The 22,463-nt window shown below is 57.1% G+C and carries 24 protein-coding genes; 16 read left to right on the forward strand and 8 right to left on the reverse strand.

From position 1 onward, the window contains the following. Positions 1–84: 84 nt before the first annotated feature. Together mazG and GN112_RS05075 are read right to left on the reverse strand one after the other, a co-directional pair. Positions 85–903, reverse strand: a complete 819-nt coding sequence (gene mazG, locus GN112_RS05070; protein WP_231716938.1) for a nucleoside triphosphate pyrophosphohydrolase — start codon at positions 901–903, stop codon at positions 85–87. After that, positions 888–1,412, reverse strand: a complete 525-nt coding sequence (locus GN112_RS05075) for a CvpA family protein (protein ID WP_155309235.1) — start codon at positions 1,410–1,412, stop codon at positions 888–890. Before GN112_RS05075 ends, mazG begins: the two co-directional genes overlap by 16 nt. A gap of 299 nt (positions 1,413–1,711) precedes the next feature. On the opposite strand from GN112_RS05075, the gene GN112_RS05080 reads away from it, so the two are divergent. The 7 genes from GN112_RS05080 (at position 1,712) to GN112_RS05110 (ending at position 9,849) form a co-directional block, all read left to right on the forward strand. Next, the gene (locus tag GN112_RS05080) at positions 1,712–2,695 is read left to right on the forward strand and encodes a PhoH family protein (protein ID WP_155309236.1); all 984 of its coding nucleotides are present in this window, start codon (positions 1,712–1,714) and stop codon (positions 2,693–2,695) included. A 235-nt stretch (positions 2,696–2,930) separates the two neighbouring features. Further along, entirely contained in the window at positions 2,931–5,372 is a 2,442-nt protein-coding gene (locus GN112_RS05085) for an HD family phosphohydrolase (RefSeq protein WP_155309237.1), read from the forward strand. Then, positions 5,329–5,715 carry an rRNA maturation RNase YbeY gene (ybeY, locus tag GN112_RS05090; RefSeq protein ID WP_197743261.1) on the forward strand — a complete coding sequence of 129 codons (387 nt, stop codon included), beginning with the start codon at positions 5,329–5,331 and terminating at the stop codon, positions 5,713–5,715. The genes GN112_RS05085 and ybeY overlap by 44 nt, the downstream gene beginning before the upstream one ends. A gap of 2 nt (positions 5,716–5,717) precedes the next feature. Then, positions 5,718–6,437, forward strand: coding sequence for a pyridoxine 5'-phosphate synthase (locus tag GN112_RS05095; RefSeq protein WP_155309239.1), 720 nt, complete (start codon positions 5,718–5,720; stop codon positions 6,435–6,437). A gap of 16 nt (positions 6,438–6,453) precedes the next feature. Then, positions 6,454–8,070 (forward strand): NAD(P)H-hydrate dehydratase, encoded by a 1,617-nt coding sequence (locus tag GN112_RS05100; protein ID WP_155309240.1) that lies wholly within the window; start codon positions 6,454–6,456, stop codon positions 8,068–8,070. After that, the gene (gene tsaE / locus GN112_RS05105) at positions 8,067–8,567 is read left to right on the forward strand and encodes a tRNA (adenosine(37)-N6)-threonylcarbamoyltransferase complex ATPase subunit type 1 TsaE (RefSeq protein WP_155309241.1); all 501 of its coding nucleotides are present in this window, start codon (positions 8,067–8,069) and stop codon (positions 8,565–8,567) included. The genes GN112_RS05100 and tsaE overlap by 4 nt, the downstream gene beginning before the upstream one ends. Positions 8,568–8,628: 61 nt before the next feature. After that, the gene (locus GN112_RS05110; protein WP_155309242.1) at positions 8,629–9,849 is read left to right on the forward strand and encodes an aspartate kinase; all 1,221 of its coding nucleotides are present in this window, start codon (positions 8,629–8,631) and stop codon (positions 9,847–9,849) included. Positions 9,850–10,048: 199 nt separating this feature from the next. Here the strand turns inward: GN112_RS05110 and pyrF are convergent, their stop codons facing one another. After that, the gene (pyrF, locus tag GN112_RS05115; protein WP_155309243.1) at positions 10,049–10,801 is read right to left on the reverse strand and encodes an orotidine-5'-phosphate decarboxylase; all 753 of its coding nucleotides are present in this window, start codon (positions 10,799–10,801) and stop codon (positions 10,049–10,051) included. Between the two features lie 216 nt (positions 10,802–11,017). On the opposite strand from pyrF, the gene GN112_RS05120 reads away from it, so the two are divergent. Further along, positions 11,018–11,758, forward strand: a complete 741-nt coding sequence (locus tag GN112_RS05120) for an RNA methyltransferase (protein ID WP_155309244.1) — start codon at positions 11,018–11,020, stop codon at positions 11,756–11,758. A gap of 20 nt (positions 11,759–11,778) precedes the next feature. Here GN112_RS05120 and GN112_RS05125 read toward each other — a convergent pair whose 3' ends face one another. Further along, positions 11,779–11,979 carry a hypothetical protein gene (locus GN112_RS05125; RefSeq protein WP_155309245.1) on the reverse strand — a complete coding sequence of 67 codons (201 nt, stop codon included), beginning with the start codon at positions 11,977–11,979 and terminating at the stop codon, positions 11,779–11,781. Positions 11,980–12,028: 49 nt separating this feature from the next. On the opposite strand from GN112_RS05125, the gene GN112_RS05130 reads away from it, so the two are divergent. After that, on the forward strand, positions 12,029–12,337 hold the full coding sequence (locus GN112_RS05130) for a YkvA family protein (protein WP_155309246.1): 309 nt from the start codon (positions 12,029–12,031) through the stop codon (positions 12,335–12,337). A 35-nt stretch (positions 12,338–12,372) separates the two neighbouring features. On the opposite strand, the gene GN112_RS05135 is transcribed toward GN112_RS05130, so the two are convergent. Together GN112_RS05135 and GN112_RS05140 are read right to left on the reverse strand one after the other, a co-directional pair. Further along, entirely contained in the window at positions 12,373–13,344 is a 972-nt protein-coding gene (locus tag GN112_RS05135) for a thioredoxin family protein (protein WP_162458789.1), read from the reverse strand. A gap of 25 nt (positions 13,345–13,369) precedes the next feature. Next, positions 13,370–13,561 carry an NUDIX domain-containing protein gene (locus GN112_RS05140; RefSeq protein WP_231716939.1) on the reverse strand — a complete coding sequence of 64 codons (192 nt, stop codon included), beginning with the start codon at positions 13,559–13,561 and terminating at the stop codon, positions 13,370–13,372. Positions 13,562–13,750: 189 nt separating this feature from the next. Here GN112_RS05140 and GN112_RS05145 point away from each other — a divergent pair, with 189 nt between their 5' ends. From GN112_RS05145 to GN112_RS05165, 5 genes are all read left to right on the forward strand, one after another. Continuing rightward, complete coding sequence (locus GN112_RS05145) at positions 13,751–14,896, forward strand: acyl-CoA dehydrogenase family protein (protein ID WP_155309249.1); 1,146 nt, start codon at positions 13,751–13,753, stop codon at positions 14,894–14,896. A 17-nt stretch (positions 14,897–14,913) separates the two neighbouring features. Further along, on the forward strand, positions 14,914–15,684 hold the full coding sequence (locus GN112_RS05150; protein WP_155309250.1) for an electron transfer flavoprotein subunit beta/FixA family protein: 771 nt from the start codon (positions 14,914–14,916) through the stop codon (positions 15,682–15,684). Between the two features lie 81 nt (positions 15,685–15,765). Next, positions 15,766–17,394, forward strand: a complete 1,629-nt coding sequence (locus tag GN112_RS05155; RefSeq protein WP_155309251.1) for an FAD-binding protein — start codon at positions 15,766–15,768, stop codon at positions 17,392–17,394. 90 nt (positions 17,395–17,484) lie between these two features. Further along, positions 17,485–18,609, forward strand: coding sequence for a DNA alkylation repair protein (locus GN112_RS33900; RefSeq protein ID WP_155309252.1), 1,125 nt, complete (start codon positions 17,485–17,487; stop codon positions 18,607–18,609). A 26-nt stretch (positions 18,610–18,635) separates the two neighbouring features. Beyond that, positions 18,636–19,508 carry a histidinol-phosphatase gene (locus GN112_RS05165; RefSeq protein ID WP_155309253.1) on the forward strand — a complete coding sequence of 291 codons (873 nt, stop codon included), beginning with the start codon at positions 18,636–18,638 and terminating at the stop codon, positions 19,506–19,508. A gap of 2 nt (positions 19,509–19,510) precedes the next feature. Here GN112_RS05165 and GN112_RS05170 read toward each other — a convergent pair whose 3' ends face one another. Continuing rightward, positions 19,511–19,822 carry a hypothetical protein gene (locus GN112_RS05170; RefSeq protein ID WP_155309254.1) on the reverse strand — a complete coding sequence of 104 codons (312 nt, stop codon included), beginning with the start codon at positions 19,820–19,822 and terminating at the stop codon, positions 19,511–19,513. A gap of 440 nt (positions 19,823–20,262) precedes the next feature. Between GN112_RS05170 and GN112_RS05175 the strand changes: the two genes are divergently transcribed. After that, a complete protein-coding gene (locus tag GN112_RS05175) occupies positions 20,263–20,610 on the forward strand; it encodes a hypothetical protein (RefSeq protein ID WP_155309255.1) in 348 nt (115 codons plus the stop codon). A 185-nt stretch (positions 20,611–20,795) separates the two neighbouring features. After that, positions 20,796–20,999 carry a cold-shock protein gene (locus GN112_RS05180; RefSeq protein ID WP_155309256.1) on the forward strand — a complete coding sequence of 68 codons (204 nt, stop codon included), beginning with the start codon at positions 20,796–20,798 and terminating at the stop codon, positions 20,997–20,999. 99 nt (positions 21,000–21,098) lie between these two features. On the opposite strand, the gene gdhA is transcribed toward GN112_RS05180, so the two are convergent. Continuing rightward, the gene (gdhA, locus tag GN112_RS05185) at positions 21,099–22,448 is read right to left on the reverse strand and encodes an NADP-specific glutamate dehydrogenase (protein WP_197743263.1); all 1,350 of its coding nucleotides are present in this window, start codon (positions 22,446–22,448) and stop codon (positions 21,099–21,101) included. Positions 22,449–22,463 lie beyond the last annotated feature (15 nt).

Below are 22,463 nucleotides of genomic sequence, written 5' to 3' on the forward strand. Positions count from 1 at the left end.
GCCGGCCATATGGCCGGCCATGGGTGTTTGAAAATTCGTCGGCTCCGTCTTTTTTGGACACGGAACAGTGGCCGGTCCGATTTCTCAGCCAACCTTCGCTTTGGCTTCATCCCAGAGGCGATGCATCTCCTGAAACGTGAGGTCATTAATATCCCGCCCGGTTTTTGCCGCTTCCATCTCCATATATCTGAAACGCGTCTCAAATTTCTGAATCGAACGGACCAGGGCCGTTTCCGGATGAATATGGGCAAATCGGGCCACATTGACCAGTGTGAACAGAATATCCCCGAACTCTACAGCCGCATTATCCTTTTCAAAGCTATCGGAATCCACATTGATCTCTTTGGAAAACTCCTCCCACTCTTCCACGGCTTTGGCCATTACTCCGTGAATATCATCCCAATCAAAACCGGTTTTGGCTGCCCTTTCGGAAACCATCGCCGCCCGCAGTATGGCGGGCATTCCCTGGGGGATGGATTCCAGCACGGAGTGAAACCGTGACGGGCCTTTTTCTTCCCGTTTGATCCGCTCCCAGTTTTCACTGACCTTCTCCGGCGTGTCAGCACTCCCATGGCCGAATACATGGGGATGCCGGCGTACCATCTTTTCTATGTTCGTTTGGACAACGTCCTCAATACTGAAGGCACCGGTTGCATTGAACAGATGGATCATAAAAAAGAGTTGGAACAGGACATCTCCGGTCTCTTCTCGAATGGCGGAAACATCTTTTGAAATAACTGCATCGACCAGTTCATAGACCTCTTCGATGAGGTATCGCGAGATGGTTTCCGGTGTCTGCTTTTTATCCCATGGGCAACCCTGCTCACCCATAAGGGTTTGAATCAGTTCAACGATACGATGGATGGGGGTTAACGAAGGCGGAGGGGTCAGGGAGTTGGCCAAGATTTTTTCAACTCCTTTATTTTTATGATAAAATTTTCTTTCATATCCTTGGACAATACCTTGGCCATGATTTCAGAAACCGTGGCCACATATGGCGAAAGGGTCGCCTGCTTAAGCAGGGGGGCCCCTTTGGGCAGAAAAGCGGTCAATACGATAAATAGCACGCAAATCACCAATGCGCCCTTGAACACACCAAACAGCGCCCCGCTGATACGGTCTACCCACCCCAGGTAGGCGATGTTGAGCAGGTACTTGATCACCACCGCCAAGACCCCGACAATGATAACCACGGCCGAAAAAATCAACAGATAACTCAGAATGTTAAGATAGACCCGGTCGGAAATCCAGGGGGCGATCAAACGTGCCACGTGAGGATAATAGGTATAGGCGGCATAAAATCCTCCCAAAACGCCGACGATAGAAGACAATTCTCTCACCAACCCCCTGAAAATTCCGCGAATCAGCCCGTAGGCCAAAATGGTGATGATCAGGATATCAAAAGGATTCATGAGCGTTTCCTGGTTGAATCAAGCCAATGGCTGGCGGCAAAGGCGGTTATCCGTCAATCAGTGGTCCGCCAATTTTGTTCCGAGCCCACTTGAAAGAAAAAGAAAAGTTAATAATTACAGAATGTTTTATAAATTTTGAGTAGGTAACGTTAACAAAGCGACATAACGTCGTCAAGCATTTTCAGAAGCCATGCAATCGCCAATTTGACGTTTGCATTCCGCTTAAAAGTCGGATATGCCTGCATTTGGAAAATCGTACGATTTCGACACAATGATGGTAAGGGCGAAAATACCTTCTAATGGAACAAGACCCGCAGAGCAAGCAGACCCGGCTGACCTTCTCCGACATTGAACTGGCCCGGCATCTATTTGGTGAGCAGGAAAGAAACCTCAAACACCTTGCGGAGCTATTGGGAATCCATGCGCACACCCGGGGCAACTCGGTTCATCTCAGCGGTGATGAGGTGTCCGTGGATCTTTCACGCCGGGTACTGGAGCAGCTCTATGGCCTTTTGAAGGAAAACTATCCTGTCTATGTCAATGACATTGACTACGCACTGCGTATCTTGAGAGAAAACCACACCGCTGACCTGAAAAAAATCTTTCTGGACACGGTCTATATTACTGCCAAAAAAAGGGCCATCACTCCCCGAAATCAGAGCCAGAAAAGTTACATCGAAGCCATCCGGAATTATGATATCGTCTTTGGCATCGGTCCCGCCGGCACAGGAAAAACATACCTGGCCATGGCCATGGCGGTTGCCGCCCTTTCCAAAGGAACGGTCAATCGCATTATCCTCACCCGGCCGGCAGTGGAGGCGGGCGAATCCCTGGGTTTTTTACCTGGTGACCTGACCGAAAAAGTGGATCCTTATCTGCGGCCGCTGTATGATGCCCTGCATGATATGATGCGATTTGAAAAAGTCGCGGCCTTGATGCAAAATGGCGTGATTGAAGTGGCCCCCCTGGCATTCATGCGGGGAAGAACGCTCAATGAAGCGTTCATCATTCTGGACGAAGCCCAGAATACGACCACGGAACAGATGAAAATGTTTCTGACCCGGATCGGTTTCAATTCCAAGGCCGTGGTCACGGGAGACATTACACAGATCGACCTTCCGGCAGGCAAATCGTCGGGACTTGTTGAGGCCAAAGATATTTTAACGCCCATAGAGGGCATCCGATTTGTCCATTTTACGAGGCAAGATGTGGTTCGTCACCGGTTGGTGCAGGATATCATCAATGCCTATGAAATCCTTGAAGCCAACCGCAACAACCAATAAGGCGATTGGCGGATAAGAATATACCAGGATGCGCAGGATTTTCATTCGTATTCAAGGCGGGCTTTTTTACGCATAGTGGGGCTATGTGTGGAAACGCCCAACTCCGAAGACGGATGAAAAGACAAGCAGGCGGGTATATTCTTTGACAGAAATCGCCTAACCCAACCGAACCCACCTGCCGTCAGTTTCGTTTGCCGCCCAACAGCGGGCGATCCGATACCGCAATGGGATATAAATGAACATGATTCATATCCGGAAAAAGAAAACCATCACCCACTTTTTCATTACCAGTCCATACATCAAGTGGGCGCTGCTTATTCTGATTCTCAGCGGGTTCGCCGTCGGTCTCTACCCGAGCTTGGTAATCCACCAACATCGATATGAAATCGGCGATGTCGTCAAATCCGATATCAAGGCAAGCGATAATTTTTTCATTGAAGATGAGGCGGCCACAGACGCCCATCGGCGGCAGGCCGTGGAGAATATCCCCCCTGTCTATGATCTCAATCCAAAAATCCTTAAAGGTACGGTAAAGCGCCTCAACGACGCTTTCACGAGGCTTCGAACAATTTACGCCCAGGAGAGTGAGCAGCTGCAGACCGAAGCCCAAGGCAGCACCTCGGCCATGTCCACGGACCTGATGTTTGACCCCTCACAGGTGCCGGACCTGCCTCACGTTTCCATTGATGAGCGGGTACAGGCAAAGAAGGGTCTTTTCGAGAACATCCTCGGCGTTGACATCGGGACCGAGGCGTTTTCCATTCTCACTCAACACGGTTTCACCGAAGAAATTCCCAGGCTGCTGACCACCATCACTACCCAGGTGTTATCCAACGGCGTTGTCGCCAATAAGGAAATTTTGTTGAAGGAAACGGATAAGGGGATCATCCTGCGCAACGTCGAAACCATGATGGAAACCCCGGTTCTCAATCTGAAACAGTTCTACGGGCCGGACCAGGCCAAAACCATGGTACGGGTATTTGCCGATCCGCTCCTGAAAGGAATGAACTATGCGCTGCTCAACCTGATCGTTGATATTTCCCAGCGCCTGATTCAGCCCAACATCACCCTGAACAGTCTCGAAACGGAAGCCCGCAAGGAATCGGCGGCAAATCAGATCAAACCGGTCCTCTACATGATTAAAAAGGGCGAAATGCTGCTGCGTGAAGGTGACCGGGTCACCCCTTTGCATTTACGCAAACTCAACGCCATGAAGGGACGGGACAACACCCACCAGGTCCCCTTGGCCGGGTCCGGCGCCGTGTTGCTGTTGGCCGCCATATTGATCATTCAGTACCACGTTCGCCTGAAAAACAGAATGGAGCAGGCCAATTACGGCAACAAGGACCTGCTCTTTCTTGCGTGCGTCATGGTGGTTTTTATCGTTGTGGTAAAAATCGCCGACACCTTGCCGGACACCTGGTTCCTCGGCCTTCCGCTGGCCCGTCCGGAATCGCCCGTCGGCTACGGGATTCCACTGGCCGCCGGAGCCATGATCGTCTGTCTCTTTATGGGACGCGAAACCGCGCTGATCTTTGCTCTGGCCCTGGCCCTGTGCGCCGCCATGCTGCTGCAAGGCGGGATGGGAGCCCTGATCTACTATATTCTGAGCTGCACCATGGCCGCCTGGTGGCTTCAGGATTGCCGGGAGCGGCGGATCATCATCAAGGCCGGGGCCAAGCTGGGCATGCTGAATGCCGGGTTGGCCGTCATCACGGATGCCTATCTGGGCAGCGCATCCCTGACCAATCTGCCTTTTGATGTCACGGTTGCATTTTTGGGTGGAATCGGTGCCGGCATCATTACCACGGGTGTGGCACCGGTCGTAGAGATGGTGTTTGGCTACACCACCGATATCACCCTGCTGGAACTGGCCAATCTGGACCGCCCCATCCTGCGCCGCCTGATGCTGGAAGCACCGGGCACCTACCATCACAGCGTCGTTGTCGGATCCCTGGTTGAAGCGGCGGCCACCGAAATCGGCGCCAATCCCATTCTGGCCAAAGTATGCGGCTACTATCACGACATCGGAAAACTGAAAAAGCCCCTTTATTTTATTGAAAATCAATCAGATGGCAAAAACAAACATGACAAACTGGCGCCCTCCATGTCGGCCTTGATTCTGATTGCGCATGTAAAAAACGGGGTCGAGATCGCCCGTGAGCACAAGCTGGGCCAGGTGATTATCGATACGATCCAGCAGCATCATGGAACCAGTTTGATCAGCTATTTTTTCGAAAAGGCCAAGTCCGTTAAAGGCGAAGATGGGGTCAATATCGACGATTTCAGGTATCCGGGTCCGCGCCCGCAAACACGGGAAGCAGGCCTGGTCATGCTGGCCGACGTGGTCGAAGCCGCTTCGCGGACCCTGGACAACCCCACCCCGTCACGGATTCAGGGACTGGTGCAGAATCTGATCAACAAAATTTTCTCCGACGGGCAGCTTGACCATTGTGAACTAACCCTGAAAGATCTGCATCTGATCGCCAGGAGTTTCAATAAAATCCTAAATGGCATCCATCACCATCGGATCGAATACCAGGACAGTAGCGCCATCACCCCGGGAAAGGCGAAAAATGGAAGTATGGATCGAAAACCGGCAAAACCGTCACAAGCTGCCAGAGCAAAAAATAATGAGGACAGCCAGGCGCATTTTAAGCGCCTTGGACTATCCTGACGCCCAACTCTCGATTTTGATTGTGGATGATCCGCAAATCGCCGAATTCAATCGGACCTATCTGAACCATCAAGGCCCGACCAACGTGATCTCTTTCCCCATGCAGGAGGGCCCGTTCGCCGATATTACCCCTGAGCTTCTCGGTGATGTGGTCATTTCGGCCGATACGGCTCACCGCGAAGCCCTGGACGCAGGCATGGAGATGCTATGCCGCTTCAATGAACTGTTGATCCATGGAATTCTTCACCTTATCGGCTATGATCACGTCCATTCCGCGGCGGAAGCGGCCATTATGGAAAAAAAGAGCCAAACGTTAATGGAACTCATTGAAAAGGAGGAATGAGCATGGCCGGTCTGGCTGTCAACATTGATCGTGTCGCCACGTTGCGGGAAGCCAGTCAGGCGGCCACCCCGGATCCCATCGCCGCGGCCCTGCTTGCCGAACTGGCCGGTGCGGACGGCATTGTCTGCCACCTGAGAGAGGATCGGCGCACCATCCAGGACCGGGATGTCCGACTGCTGCGCAGGGTGATTCAGACCCAACTGATTCTGGAAATGGCGGCCACCTCGGAAATGGTGGGGATCGCCCTGGATGTTCGTCCGGAGCGGGTAACGCTGGTTCCGGAAAGCCGCCAGGAGGTCGCTTCCGACGGAAGCCTTGACCTGATCGTACACAGCAAATCCATGGAGGAAACCATCGGTGCGCTGCAAAACAATGGGATTCCCGTCAATATCCTCATCAACCCCGAGCCGGAGCAGATCAAGCTGGCCCACCAGGCGGGGGCCAATGGTATTGCGATCAGCACAAAAACGTTCTGCGAAGCAACCGGTGCCACGAAACAAAGGCAGGCGTTTGCCAAAATCATCGATGCCGTCAAGCTGGCCAAAAAGCTCAAACTGGACATCAGCGCCGGCCGTGGTCTCGATATCACCACAATTAAGGCCTTTACCGGCGTAACGGAAATCAATACCTACTGTATCGGCCACAGCATCGTTTCCCGGGCCGTACTGGTCGGTATGGACCGGGCCGTCAGGGATATGCGGAATCTGATTAACGGCCTTTAACCCAAGGAGCAAGGGTATGTATCTGGTAACCGCTGATGAAATGCAGCGCATGGATCGTGCAACCATCGAATCTTTCGGTATACCCGGCCGGGTTCTCATGGAGAACGCCGGCCGGGGAGCAACGGCGTTCTTTCTGGACACCCTTTTCCACCGCCAACCCGGCAGTGTGGGTGTTGCCGCAGGACGCGGAAACAACGGCGGCGATGGATTTGTCATGGCCCGCTATCTTCATCAGAAAGGCATTCCGGTAACCGTCTTTCTGCTGGCCGAGCGCAGCCGGGTTCAGGGCGATGCAGCAACCAACCTGGCCCTTATCGACCGCATGGGCGTGACGGTGGTTGAAATGGCCGACATCGCCGCTTTCAAGGCCCACCAATCACAAATGCATCATATCGCCATCTGGATCGATGCCATTTTGGGAACGGGACTGTCTTCAGATGTTCGCGGCTATTTCCGGTCGGCAATTGAATTTATCAATCAGATGCATCGTCCGGTTTTTGCCGTGGATATCGCCTCGGGTCTGAATGCCGACACCGGCCAGGCCTGCGGCGTCTGCATCGAGGCCGCCGCCACGGCCACGTTCGGATTTGCCAAGGCCGGCCACCTCACCTACCCGGGCCGCCGGCTTAGCGGCCGGCTGAAGGTGATCGAAATCGGCATCCCCCCCCACATGGCCGCCCAGGTGGGCTGCCATCAGCACCTGATCACCCCCATGGACTTGAAGCCTGCCCTGCCCCACCGCGATGCCACGGCGCATAAGGGCCATACCGGTCATCTTCTGGTGCTGGCCGGCAGCCCCGGAAAAACCGGTGCCGCCGCCATGACCGCCATGGGCGCCATGCGTGCCGGGGCCGGCCTGGTGACCCTGGGCGTTCCTCAATCGCTCAACCCGGTACTGGAAACCCTGGTCACGGAGGCCATGACCGTCGGCCTGGCCCAAACCGTCCAGGGGACCCTGGACGAATCCGCGTTTCAGACCGTCCAAGGCCTGATGGCCGACAAACGATGTCTGGCCGTGGGGCCTGGCCTGGGAACGGATCCATCTACCGGGCGGTTGCTTGGCCATCTGATTGAATCCGCCACGATGCCGCTGATTGTCGATGCGGACGGACTGAACCTGATCGCCGGGAATCTGTCGGTTCTCAGCAAAAAACAGGCACCCATGGTACTTACCCCCCACCCCGGGGAAATGGCCCGGCTATGCGGTCTGTCCACGGCCGACATTCAAAGGGATCGCGTTTCCCACGCCCGCGACTTTGCCCGGCAGCACGGAGTCCATCTGGTGCTCAAGGGAGCCGCCACTGTCATTGCCCGGCCGGATGGCCATGTTTTCATCAACCCCACCGGCAACCCGGGCATGGCGGCGGGTGGCATGGGCGATGTTCTCACCGGACTCATCGCTGGCCTGATCACCCAGGGGATAAACGTCTCGGCTGCTGCCCAGGCCGGCGTCTACCTGCACGGCGCAGCGGCCGACCAACTGGCCTGCAGCAAGGCCGCCACGGGTTATCTGGCCACGGAGGTACTTGATGCCGTGCCCGCAGCCATGCAGGCGCTGCGTAGCGGCGAAGACCTGCCGGACTGGCTGTTCACGGACGCGTTGTGCTACCCCATGGGACCTGACGACCAATGAACACGTCGTCCGCCTTGCCGTCTGACCCGAACCGGCGGACAGTGGAGACGCACACCGCCGACCAGACCATCGAACTGGGCCGTACCATCGGTCGGCGGCTGAACCAAAGGCTGGTTCTTTTCCTGTACGGTGACCTGGGCAGCGGCAAAACCGCCTTTGCCCAGGGGCTTGCCCGTGGCCTGGGCGTTCCTGACAGCATCGCCATCACCAGTCCCACCTACACCCTGGTCAACGAATATCCGGGCCGACTGCTCTTCTGCCATGTGGACCTGTATCGCCTGTCCGAACCGGTTGATCCGGATGAAATCGGCTTGATCGAGATTTTCGACCAGCCCGGCATCGTTGCCGTCGAGTGGCCCGAGCGGCTCCATCCATCGGATCATCCGCCCCGGCGTTTGGATTTTTTCTTCTCCCCAACCGGTGACAATAGCCGATCCATCCGAGTAATTGCATATGGACTTGACCTGGCGGATCTGTTAAAAGACATCCCCATTTGATTTTATTTCCTATCGCTGTGATACGTGGAACCATTCGAAAAGCACTGAAAGTGGAAAAAGTATGGCAATCGTCGTTCAAAAATTCGGCGGCACCTCGGTCGCCGACATCACCCGCATCCGCAATGTCGCCAACCGGGTTTTGAAAACCCATCATCAGGGGAATGACGTGGTGGTGATTCTCTCGGCCATGGCCGGCGTCACCGACCGCTTGCTCGGCCTGGCCAATGAAGCCACCGACGCCCCGGACCGGCGCGAACTGGACGTGCTGCTGGCCACCGGCGAGCAGACCACGGCAGCCATTCTGGCCATGATGCTCAAAGGTATGGGGGTTCAGGCACAATCCCTGCTGGGACACCAGGCCGAGGTGGTCACGGACTGTGAATACGGCAACGCGCGCATTCTCGAGATCGGTACCGATCGGATCAAACGCCTTCTGAAAGACCGAAAAATCGTTGTTGTGGCCGGTTTTCAGGGCATGGACATCAAGGGCAACATCACCACGCTGGGTCGCGGCGGTTCGGACACCTCGGCGGTGGCCATCGCGGCGGCGCTGAATGCCGATGTCTGCGAGATCTACACCGACGTGGATGGAATTTACACAGCGGACCCCAACATCTGCCCGAAGGCCAGAAAAATCAAGGTCATCTCCTATGACGAGATGCTCAACATGGCCAGTCTGGGCGCCAAGGTGCTGCAGATCCGCTCCGTCGGTTTCGCCAAAAAATACAACATCCCCGTTCATGTCCGCTCATCATTTTCAGAGGAGGAAGGCACCATGGTGGTAAACGAAGATTCCGGGATGGAGCAACTGGTTGTTTCGGGGGTCACTCACGATTTGAATCAGGCAAGGATCACTTTGAAAAAAGTCCCTGATCAGCCGGGTGTTGCAGCAAAAATATTCTCTCCCATCGCCGAAGCCGGCATTCTGGTGGACATGATCATCCAGAATACGCGTAGCGGCGGTCAGACGGACCTGACCTTCACCGTTCCCAAGGCCGATTGCACCAAGGCCCTGGAAATCGAGAAAAAAGTCGCCGCAACCATTGATGCCGAGGATGTCTTTGCCGACCCCAACATCGCCAAGGTGTCGGTAATCGGCGTGGGCATGAAAAATCATTCTGGTGTGGCGTCGCTGATGTTCAACGCCCTGGCCCGTGAAAACATCAACATCATCATGATCAGCACTTCTGAAATTCGCATCTCCTGCATCATTGAGGAAAAATATACGGAATTGGCCGTCCGGGTCCTGCACACGGCCTTCGGGCTGGACCGGGACGATTAGGCAGGCGGTGCCCACCAGGAAAACCGGAAGGGTTGGCCGGATGAAAGGGTTCACCCCTGAGCAAATTCGCTTTGTCCTGCTGGTCTGCGCCGCAGTGATCGCCGTTACGCTGTGGCGAATCATCCAGGCACACTGAAACACGATCGGAAACAGAGGCGGATCGGTCTTGCAGCACCGCAACGATCGATCCGCCTTTGATTTATCCGACGTCCCTCCCTTTTGGGGAAGCGGCGTCCAAGGCGCCCTGAATCTCTCCGGCAACGGCCCTTGCTGCAGCCTGCGGATCGGCGGCATCGCGGATGGGCCTGCCGATGACCAAGTAGTCCGCCCCACGGCGAATGGCCATGGCCGGTGTCACGACGCGGGCCTGGTCATCCCCGCTGACCGAACGGTCGGCCATCCGGATGCCGGGCGTTACCGCCTGGAATTCCGGTCCGAAGGTCGTTTTGATCGACTGGACCTCCTCACCGGAACAAACCACGCCGCAGCAGCCCGCATCCATGGCCATGGCCGCCTTTTTCAACACCAGCCGGCGAACGTCCTGTGAATAATCGTCCCGGTAACCGGCAGTGGCCACATCGGCGGCGGAAACGCTGGTCAGGACCGTCACACCAAGCACGTTGACCCTGCCGCCGGCACCTTCCACGGCAGCCTTCAGCATGGACCGGCTCTCGCCACAATGCACCGTGGCGAAATAGACTCCCAGGTCTGCCACCTGGGCCATGGCCCGTTTGACAGTGGCCGGGATATCGTGAAGTTTCAGGTCCAGAAATACCTTGGCGTTGCCGGCCCGCACGATCCAGCGAACCAGTTCAGGTCCGGAGCGGATAAACAGTTCGAGGCCGATTTTGAACATCCCCACGTCATCGGCCAGCCGGGTCACCAGGGAACGGGCGATATCGGGATCGGGAACATCCAGGGGAAAGATGATGTGGTCTTTGGCGGTTTTCATAGGTTGTCCTCATGCCGTCAGGGCGTTGCGGGTTACGGTTTTGCATCCATGTCAGCGTTTCATTACCGCAAAATCGCCGGTCCGGAAAGGGAATTTGACCCTGTTTGCCGACCCGCGCCGCCCAAGATTGACCCGGCCTGGCAATTGTGTCATTTTCCAGCCGGCAGTGCCCCTTACGGAAACGGTCATCAGACGCATGCAGGGAAAACGCTCCTAATGGAACAGATCAGTATCGTCCTTGTCGAGCCCCAGGGGCCGATCAATGTGGGGTCGGTCTGCCGGGCGATGATGAATTTCGGATTCAGTGAGCTTCGGCTGGTGACGCCCTGCGATGGGTTTCGGTCTTTGGATGCCCGGCGAATGGCCCTCAAGGCTGAAGCCATTCTTCACCAGGCCACGATTTTCCCTTCGCTGAACGCGGCCCTGGCCGATTGCCACCTCGCTTTTGGGACCACCCGCCGCTTCGGCAAGTACCGCGAGGATTTTCTTTCGCCGGAGGACGCCGCCGAACAAGCCCTGGCCCAACCGACCAATGCACAAACGGCTTTTGTGTTCGGTCGTGAAGACCGCGGCCTGCACAACAGCGAACTGGATCTGTGCCATGCATTCATCACCATTCCCACAGACGATGATTATCCATCCATGAATCTGTCTCACGCCGTCGCCCTGGTGCTCTATGAACTGCACAAAAAATTCAGCCAAAACGCACCGACGGCCAATGAGAATCAGCTTCCGGCACAGGCCAGCGACATCGAGAACATGTTCCAGCATATGCGCCGGACGCTCCTTGAGGCCGAGTATCTGGACCCGCAGAATCCGGACCACATTTTAAGATCGTTTCGGCGATTGTTCGGCCGTAGCGGCCTGAGTGAGCGAGAGGTACGCATCCTCCAGGGACTTTGGAGCCGGATAGACTGGATCGAGGGGCAGCGGAAAAAGCTGTCGGAGGGAAAATAGCCACGCGTTTTGGAAGCCCGCTAAATCTTGGCGCCGAGTTTTAACGCCACCACCACCAGTCCGATCACGAGGCTGATAATAAAAAAGAACGTCTCGTTGTTGCGCATGGCGTCCACCAGGGTTCCGCCGGTGCGTTTGACTTCGGAATAGGCGGACAGGGAAGCCAGGCCCATGATCAGCCAAAAAATCAGAACGGTCAAAATCAGCGTTTGGGTGTTCATTGGTCCAATCTCCTCATTTTTTCGATAAACTCAGTACGAAAGGTGCCCCATGGCCACACCTGCAAACATGAACCTGATCAAACGCCTTGCCGAGGATTTGCGGCTGCTCATATCGCTGACCGGTGATTTCGTCAAAGGGCGCTACCGCTCGGTTTCACCGCTGTCGGGCATGGTTTTCATCCTGGCCATCGCCTATCTGTTGATTCCCACCGACCTGATCAGCGATTTCATTCCCGGCCTGGGCCAATTGGACGATGCAGCCGTTTTTCTGGCCTGTCTCTATTATCTGGAAAAAGATCTTTACCGGTATCGCGCCTGGAAAGAGACCGGCCAGCGTCCGGAACCACCCCGGGACTGATCGCGCCGCCGGCGGGCGGTACGTTCAAACCGGAATCAGGTCAGTTTTTCAATGGCTTCGCTGGCGGCATCGCAGATCTCTTCATCCGTTTCCACTTCGAGTACCCGGGATAAAAATGGCAGGGCGTCCCGGTTGCCCGCTTCACCCAGCACATGCAGAACGTCGCCTTTGACCGTATCGTCGATAGTGGCAAAAGCGGCCAGCAGCGGTTCGACGACCTGCCCGGCCAATGCCGGTGCCATCTCCACCAGGGTCTCAATGACAACCATGGCCCCCAGTCGCACCGACCAGCGCGGGTGGATGAGCAACTCGATAAATGCCGGGAAAATTTGGTTGTGATCGGACATCAGGCGCGCCACTCCGTCGGCATCGGCGTCCTCGATCATCCCCCGCAGGGCGTCGGCACTCAGACCGGCTGGATCCCGATCCAGCATCAGGGTAACCAGCTCCAGGGCATCCACCGATCCGGTCCAACGGAACTGATCGTCCAGAATCACCGTGGGAGCGGAGCTGATGCGGTCCTGATCGGCGGCTTCAGGGTAGAGCATGCCGTCGATGACGGTCACCCATACATTTTCGTTGAGACCGGCCAACCCCAAAAGCGTGGTGACGGTTGCTGGACAAAACGGGCAATGGGGCGTGACATAGACCTTCAGCAACGCCGGCACCCCAAGTCTCTCCAGCTGCGCGCGTACGTCCGGACCGATCTGATCCGTAAAGGCCGCACCATTGGCCAGAACGGCCAGAAACGGTTCCAGTTCGCGATCCAGCGGAAGGGCCTGGTAGGCCACGTGTGGGCCGACGAACAAGGTGGGCCGTTCCACCGGCAGGTCACTCTCTTTTTTGGGACGAATACAACCGGCAATCCCGGCCAATTGATCGACAAAGGATCGAAACGGCTGATCCTGAACGTGACCGGAGGTGGTGTACCGGAGTGTCAACGTCTCACCAACCGTCTCGGCCCATTGCCGAATGCGCACTTCCTGTTGGTCCGAAATAGAATTCATCACCTCTCCCATACAAAACGCGGATCTATTTTCCGAAAAGGATTTCCCGCTCGGCCGCCTGTCCGAGGGTTTCTCCCAGCTGGACACTGCCCCCGGGAATGGCCCACATCCCATGGGCCGGGGCCTTGCCGCGTTTGACCAGCAGTACGGCATTGCCCTTGAACACCACGGCCCCCACCGCCGGGCGCGGTCCATCGGGATATTTTCCGGTTGTCATGGATCGATGGTTCATTGAATCAGTCAGGGAATATCGTCAATCGTCCTGATGGTGGTATCATGGTTTGCCGGTGGCTTCAATTCCAATCTGGCGGTTCGCGGCGCCGTCAGCATTGACGCCTTCACCAAATTCTGATAGCAGCAACAGGTCATTTAACCCATTAGCCAATCAATCAGGATCGTCCGAATTATGGATATGCTGCTGGAAGAAAAGCATCGCGCGGTGCGACAATCGGTACGCCGCTTCTGTGATCGGGAACTGCGCCCGATCGCCGCCCAGATTGACCAGGAAGCCCGTTTTCCTTGGGAGGTGATCGAAAAAATGGGTCGCCTGGGCTACTTCGGCATCCAGGTCCCCCAATCCCTTGGCGGCGCCGGCCTCGACTCGGTCAGCTATGCCATTACCATCGAGGAGATCGCCCGGGTCAGCGGCAGCATCGGCCTGTGTGTAACCGTTCACAACTCCGTGGGGGTCTTCCCGATCCTGGCCTTTGGCAGCCCGGACCAGATCGAACGCTGGGTGCCCCCCCTGGCCCGGGGAGAAAAGATCGGCGCTTTCTGTCTCACCGAACCCAATGCCGGTTCCGATGCCAGCGGAATCGAGGCCACGGCCCTGGCCAATGGCGACCGGTATCTGGTCAATGCCAACAAGGTGTTCGTCACCAACGGCGGCGTTGCCGACGTCTGCCTGATCTTCTGCCGCACCGATCCATCGGCCGGACGCCGGGGGATCAGCGTGGTGGTCGCCGAACGCGGCACCCCCGGCTTCGTCACCGGCGATCTTGAGGATCTGTGCGGCATGCGCGCCAACCCGGTCTGTTCGATCCGCCTCAACGACTGCCCGGTGCCCCGGCAGAACCTGCTGGCCAAGGAGGGTATGGGCCTTAAGATTGGCCTGGCCGCCCTGGATACCGGCCGCATGGGCATCGCCGCCCAGGCCGTCGGGATCGCCCAGGCCGGCCTCGAGGAGGCGGTCCGCTACGCCCGTCAGCGCCATCAGTTCGGGGTGCCCATCGCCCAGCACCAGGCGATTCAGAGTATGATTGCCGACATGGCCACCCAGGTGGATGCCGCCCGCCTGATGGTCTACCGGGCCGCGGCCCTCAAAGACAAACAGCTTCCTTTTTCCAAGGAGTCGGCCATGGCCAAGCTGCTGGCCGCGGAAACGGCCAGCCGGGTAACCGACATGGCGGTCCAGATCCACGGTGGGTACGGTTACAGCAAATCCTATCCCGTGGAACGGTACTACCGGGACGCGCGGGTGACGCGCATTTATGAAGGCACCTCGGAAATTCATCGCATGGTCATCGCCAAAAGCGTCCTGGACGGCGCCTGAGCCAAAGGAGTTAGCCCTTGCACATCATCGTCTGCATCAAATCGGTGGTCACCGCCGCCCCCAGAGGGAAAATTGTCCGCACGGCTGACCAATGTGCCTTCAACCCTTTTGACCGGCCGGCGCTGGAAATTGCCCTGCATCTCAAGGAAACCCACGGCGGTTCGGTCACCGTCATTTCCATGGGGCCCCCCACGGCCGCAGCCGCCCTGCGTGAGGCCATGGCCATGGGCGCCGATCGAGCCGCCCTGCTCTGCGATGCGGCCCTGGCCGGTTCCGACACCCTGGCCACCGCCACCGCCCTGGCCGCCACGGTCACCCATCTGGCCCCGTACGACCTGCTTCTTTTTGGCACGCGCACGGCGGACAGCGACACGGGACAGGTAGGCCCCCAGACATCCGTGCTCCTGGGGATTCCCATGGTGACCGGGACCACCCATGTCGACCTGGCCGGCGGGTCGATCACTGTCTCGCGCCAGATCGACGGATTTCAGGAGACCTATGCATTGACCCCGCCCGCAGCCCTGACCGTTCATCCGACGGCGGCGCTGCCACGGGATGCCGCCCTGGGTGGATTGGCCACGGCATTCGATGACATGCCCGTCGAGATGCTCGGCATCGAACACGTCGGCCTCGATCCGAAACAGGTGGGGGATGCCGGTTCCCCCACCCGGGTGCTCTCCATGAAACCGGTAAAAAAGCAGCGCGCCTGCCAATGGATTGAAGGAACGCCGGTGGAACAGGCCGACGCCCTGGTCCGGAAGCTGGTGGAAACGGGACTGATCGGCTGACCATGCCAGTCCGCCATGCGGTTCCACCCCAATCAATCGACAGTGATACCACCTTCGCAAAGGAAACCGTAAATAACGATCATGACCGACACCACAACCAATGAAATCTGGGTATTCGGGGATTTGCGCAGCCGCCAGCTGCTGGATCTGAGCCTGAAAGTGCTGGTGAAGGCCACCGAGCTAGCCCGGCAGACCGATGATCGGGTGGTCTTTTTCGCCCTCAAGGCGGCCGGTGAAACGCTGTTGACCGCTTCTGACGATGAGACCTGTGCCGTGCTCGAAGGCGGTATCGCTGGCGAAGCCTTCGCCTGGGGGGCGGATGCAGTGCTGTTTTTCGAAAATGAACAATTTGCCGCCCCGATGGTTCAGCGGTTTGCCGACGCCCTGACACCGGTCATCCGTGAAAAATCACCCCGCCTGGTCCTGTTCCCGCTCACCGATTTTGGCCGCGACCTTGCCGCACGCACGGCCGCTGCTGCCCGCGCCGGCCTGATGGCCGACTGCGTCGCCCTGATACCGGGAGCGGACGGAACCGTTGTCGGTCTTTGCCCGGCATGGGGCGGCGAAGTGATGGCGGAAATCACCTATGTTGCCGGCCACGGCACCGGGTTTGCCACGGTTCAGCCCCATGGCGCCGCCGGCGAAAAAGATACGATGCGATCCGGACAGACCACCCATGTGCCGTTGAATGTCCAGACAAAAACAGAAGCGATCCGGCAGCTTTCCAGCCAGCGGGCCTCGATTTCCGCAGAAGACCTGGAAAGTGCCCGCAGCGTGGTCGTCGGCGGTGCCGGACTGGGTACGTCGGAAAATTTCGGCAGCCTTCGTCAGCTGGCTGCGGCCATGGCCGCCCAGGTGGCTGCCACCCGCCCCCCCGTGCTCAACCACTGGGTGGCCGAAGACCGGCTCATCGGCCAGACCGGCAAAACGGTACGGCCTGAACTGCTCGTCTCCATCGGCACCTCCGGTGCCGTCCAGTACACGGCCGGCATCATGGATTCCGGCACCATTGTGGCCATCAACCGCGACCCGGCGGCCCCGATTTTTCGCATTGCCGATATCGGCGTCATCGCCGATGCCACCACCTTTTTGCCACTGCTGATCGCCCGGGTCCGGCAGGCGGTCATGCGCCAACTGGCTGACGACGTCTGTGCGGACACTCCGATCCCGCAGTCAAAAGGCGGTTTTGGTGAAAAGATCAAAACCCTGCGCGAGGCCCAGGGGTGGTCCGGCGAGCAACTGGCCGAGGCCACCGGCCAGACGCCGGAATTCATTGCCGGTGTGGAGTCGGGTGAGATTTCTCCGCCGGTGGCCTTTATCCTGCGCCTTTCCACGGCCTATGGTGTCGATCCGGGAATGTTTCTGCGGAACGAGGAGAAGGCCCAGATCCGCGACCAGCGGACCCAGGCCTACGTCAACCGGACCCGCAACTACTCTTACCAGACGTTGACATCCGGCGCCGAGCACGATCACCTGAGGGCGTTCATGGTCACCATCGAACCGCACCACGACCATAAACCGGTGGCCTACAAACACGACGGGGAAGAGTTCATCTTTGTCATGGACGGCAAGTTGCAGTTTACCCTGGGAAACAAAATCCATACCCTTACCCAGGGCGAGTCGATCCATTTCCACTCCACCATCCCGCACAAGCTGAAAAGTCTCTCCGCCGAGGTCACCCGATGCCTGGTCATTCTCTACACCCTGTGAGAATCTTTCGCCTTGCCGGACGCTTCGCGGACCGCCACGGTCGGGAAGATGAGATATTCCTGACCCGCGCAGCCGGATCGGACAACCATCATGAATGCAGCGCCTAAACGCCCCCGCATCGGGGTCGGGGTCATCGTGATCCGAAACGGCCGCGTGCTTCTCGGCAAACGCAAAAACAGCCATGGTGCGGGAACATGGCAATTTCCCGGGGGTCATCTGGAGTACGGCGAATCCATTGAGGCATGCGCCCGGCGGGAGTTGCATGAGGAGACCGGCCTTTCGATCAGCCGCTTGCGAATGGGACCGTTTACCAATGATATCTTTGAAAAAGAGCAGAAACATTACGTGACCTTGTTCGTGATTGCCGAGGGCACCGAGGGCGACCCGGAAGTCAAGGAGCCGCACAAATGTGAATGTTGGGAGTGGTTCCGCTGGTCGGCCATGCCCACGCCCCACTTTCTGCCCATCACCAATCTGTTGAAGCAGAATTTCAGCATCGCGGACGCTGAGGACCCGGCCGCCGCCATCACTGCCGAGATGACCGCCATGGCCAGTGCGGACCAGGCCACGCAACTGCAGCGGTTCTTCAAGACCGGCCCGGGAGAGTATGCCGAAGGCGACCGGTTTCTGGGAATCAAGGTTCCCCGGCTGCGCCAACTGGCCAAAAAACATGCCCCCGCCAGCATGGCCGCCATAGAATCGCTGCTCTGCTCACCGGTCCACGAAGCACGCCAACTGGCCCTGTTCCTGCTGATCGGCCGTTTCCAGAAGGCCGACCCGGATGGACAGGCGGCCATTGTCGACTTCTATCTGGCGCACACCCGCTGGATCAACAACTGGGACCTGGTGGACTGCTCCGCCCACACCATCCTGGGGGCATTTCTGCTCCGCCGGAAGCGCGGGGTCCTTTATCGTCTCGTTCAATCGGAAAATTTGTGGGAACGCCGGATTGCCATGGTGGCCACCTGGCAATTCATCCGTGCCGGTGAGATTGCCGATACCATGGAACTGGCAGCACGATTGCTTCAGGATCGCGAAGACCTGATTCACAAAGCGGCCGGATGGATGTTGCGTGAAGCGGGAAAACACGATGAACGCGCTCTGACCGCCTTTCTGGACACCCACTGTCTGCAGATGCCGCGGACCATGCTGCGCTATGCCATCGAGCGCCTGCCCGAGCCCCGCCGGCTGGCGTTTCTTAAAAGGAAGGCGTAAATGGCGCCGCAAAAGGAATTGTTGCCATGATTGTCCCAACGCCGGTATCGGTTCATGGGGGTCACAGCGGCCAGTTCTGCGGACATGCCAGCGACACCCTGGAGGCGATCGTCCGCACATACATCCGGAAAGGCTACCCTTGGGTGGGGATCACCGAGCACATGCCGCCGGCCTCGGACCGATTCCTCTATCCCGAAGAACGGGCCGCCGGACTGGACGCCCGCGCACTGAAAGAACGCTTTGCCGATTATATCGGTACCTGCCGGCTGCTTCAGAAGCGCTATGCGGATGCCATCCGCATCTTCGTCGGGTTTGAAACCGAGACGACCAGTGGCAGCATTGCGCTGGTCCGGGAGTTGATTGCCACGCATTCGCCCGATTATGTGGTCGGGTCGGTCCACCATGTGGATGACATCCCCTTTGATTCAAGCCAAACCGATTACGACATCGCCGCCACTCAGTGCGGCGGCCTAGATGGCCTGTATGCCCGCTATTTCGATCAGCAGTACGAGATGATCCAGGCATTGCAGCCGGAAGTGGTGGGCCATCTTGACATTATCCGGATATTCGATCCGGATTACCGTTCCCGAGTGGTCAAACCGGCCATCTGGGAAAAAATCATGCGAAATTTAGAACTGATTAAAAAACTGGATCTGATCCTGGATTTCAACCTCCGCCCACTGACCAAGGGCGCTGATGAGCCCTATCTCTCCACTCCGATCCTAAAGGCGGCAAAACGCCTGGGCATCGCTGTCGTTCCCGGAGATGACTCCCATGGCGTGAAAACGATCGACGTCCACATGCAGACGGCCATTCGGATACTTCGCCTGGCCGGAGTGAGTACCAACTGGCGAAAACCGGTGGGCAAACGCTTTCCGCAACGGCCCAATGGAACCTGAATCTACTTTTCATCCTCTGTTTCGAGATCGGGATCGGTCCCTTCACCGGTAGCAGCGTCAATCCCGTCAGGCGAGTCCTCCGATTGAGGCGCATGAAAAGGTTCCGATGGTCCGCTGGTTTGCGGCAACCTCTGCTTTCGCTCCGCCCCTGCATCCCCGTCCAGGGGCTGCAGAAAAGATCGCGGCTGTTTTCTGCGCCGATCCCCACCCCGCCGGCGTTCCGGCCAGTGACCCGGCGACTTGATCCAACGCCGGTCAATCCCCGTTCGGCGTGAGACGAAAGCCGGCTCCTGCTTGTCTTTATCCTCGTTCATCCGCTTACTTTCGGTCCAATCCTCTCCACCAATTTTGACAAAAACCGGATCGGTCACTTACCGGTCATTTTTTTTTACCATGCCACAAGCAGCCGAACAAATCAATTTTCGGTTAAATTTTGGTAGCTTGACATTTGTCAAGTGATCCTTTATGCTCTTTCTCATAGCATGTTGCTGCTTCTGTTGTTATTGTTCTCATGTGATGTTCCTCGGCCGATCGATGATCCCCTGCGCGATCATTCTCAGTTCAGCAACGCCCGACAGGCCGTAGATTAACCGGCAATTGGATAATTCAAAATAAGTAACATCAATCGAACTGCCGTTCAACGGTTGACTGAGTGATTTGAATGACTGAACGGCAATTCGTTCTTTCTCCATATATATACCGTTTTAGGAGGAAAGGCACTTTTCACCCCCTTTACACATGGAGGACTCAGGTCATGAAAAAATTAGCCCGAGATTTGAAAACCGTCGCCAAGCAGCTTGAAAACCTCTCCAAAAAAACCGAAAGCATGGCCATGGCATTCGAAAAAAGCCCTTCGGCTGCGACTGCTCCGACAAAAAAGACCTCCCGAACGCGGGTTGCCAAAAAGAAAACCGCCGGATCGACACCCACGGATCAGGTACTGGCCATTATGAAGCGTTTTAAAAAAGGAATCACCGTGGAATCCCTGCGTGGGAAATCAGGATTTAACGAGAAGCAGATCAGTAACATTGTCCACCGCGCGTGTAAAAAAGGTAAAATGAAACGCATCGGCCGTGGTGTTTACTCGGTATACGACGTTTAAATTAAAGGCCATCAACCGTTTTGATCGGTAGCGTGGAAACCGATTTCTATTGATACGTTTATCTATTGTGTGATAACCGGATTTTGGGTCGGATAGGTCTTGTACACGAGAGGTGATTACCGCTTTATGGCGACAGCCACTGTTCGAGACCGGGATGTTTACTTATTTCAAGGAGGCTGCAGAAAATGGCAAACGGTGTTGTAAAATGGTTCAGTGACAAAAAAGGGTTTGGTTTCATCGAGCAGGAAGGAGGTCAGGGCGATATCTTCGTTCATTTTTCTTCTATTAAAGCTGAGGGATTCAAAACCCTCGCGGAAGGAGATCGTGTGACCTTCGATGTGGAGCAAACCGACCGTGGTCCCGCTGCTGCCAATGTGGTAAGAGTATAAACAATAGATTGACGCATCAACAAAAACGGCATCCTGAAAAGGATGCCGTTTTTGTTTGCTCAGGCACTTGTCTTGCCAGCCACTCAATAAAGCTGCGGTCTACACCACCCCTTGATCGAGCATGGCGTCGACCACCTTGACGAAGCCGGCGATGTTGGCTCCGTTCATGTAATTTCCCGGCGTGCCGTACTGCTCGGCGGAGGCAAGGCAGGTCTGGTGAATGCTATTCATGATCATTTGCAGCCGGTTGTCCACTTCCTCACGCGTCCAGGAAAGGCGCATGCTGTTCTGAGTCATCTCCAGCCCCGACACGGACACCCCGCCGGCATTGGCCGCCTTTCCCGGACCGTAGAGAATTTTGTGTTCAAGGAAGATGTCAATCCCCTCAGGCATCGTGGGCATGTTGGCCCCCTCGCACACGGAGATGACGCCACCGTCAACGAGTTTCTGGGCGTCACGCGCGTTGATCTCGTTCTGGGTCGCCGACGGAAAGGCGCAGTCGGCCTTGTGGGCCCACAGCGGGTTGCCATCCTGATCCAGGTCCACTGCCGTGTAGACCGCCGACGGATACTTCTCGGCGTATTCCTTGACCCGGCCCCGGCGAACGTTTTTCAGGGTTTTGATAAACGCCAGCTTCTCCCGGTCGATGCCCGCCTCATCGAAAATATAGCCCGAGGAATCCGAACAGGTCACCGGCCTGGCCCCAAGGTCGAGCAGCTTCTCAAGGGTATATTGAGCCACATTGCCCGAACCGGAGACCAGACAGGTCTTGCCCTCCAGCGTCTCGCCTTTTGTGGCCAGCATCTCGGCGGCAAAGTAAACCGAGCCGTAACCCGTGGCCTCAGGACGGATCAGGCTGCCGCCCCAGTTCAGGCTCTTGCCGGTGAGCACGCCGGTGAACTCGTTCTTCAGTTTCTTGTACATGCCGAACAGGTAGCCGATCTCACGCGCCCCAACGCCGATGTCGCCGGCCGGCACGTCCGTGTCCGGACCGATATGGCGGAACAGTTCGGCCATGAAGCTCTGGCAAAAACGCATCACCTCCATGTCGCTCTTGCCCTTGGGGTCGAAATCGCTGCCCCCCTTGCCGCCGCCCATGGGAAGCGTGGTCAGGGCGTTCTTGAACACCTGTTCGAAGGCCAGGAACTTCAGGATACCCAGGTTCACCGAGGGGTGAAACCGCAAACCGCCCTTGTAGGGTCCGATGGCGCTGTTCATCTCGATGCGGTAGCCGCGGTTGACCTGGATCTGTCCCTGGTCGTCCACCCAGGGCACCCGAAACAGGATCACCCGCTCGGGCTCCACCAGACGCTCCAGGATTTTGGCCGCCCGGTACTCGGGGTTCCTGTCCATCACCGGCTGGATCGAGGCCATCACCTCCATCACCGCCTGGTGAAACTCCCGCTGGCCGGGATCCTTATCTTTTACCAACTGCAAAATATCCATCATGCTCGTTCCTCCCGT

Source organism: Desulfosarcina ovata subsp. ovata (assembly GCF_009689005.1).
Classification (GTDB): domain Bacteria; phylum Desulfobacterota; class Desulfobacteria; order Desulfobacterales; family Desulfosarcinaceae; genus Desulfosarcina; species Desulfosarcina ovata.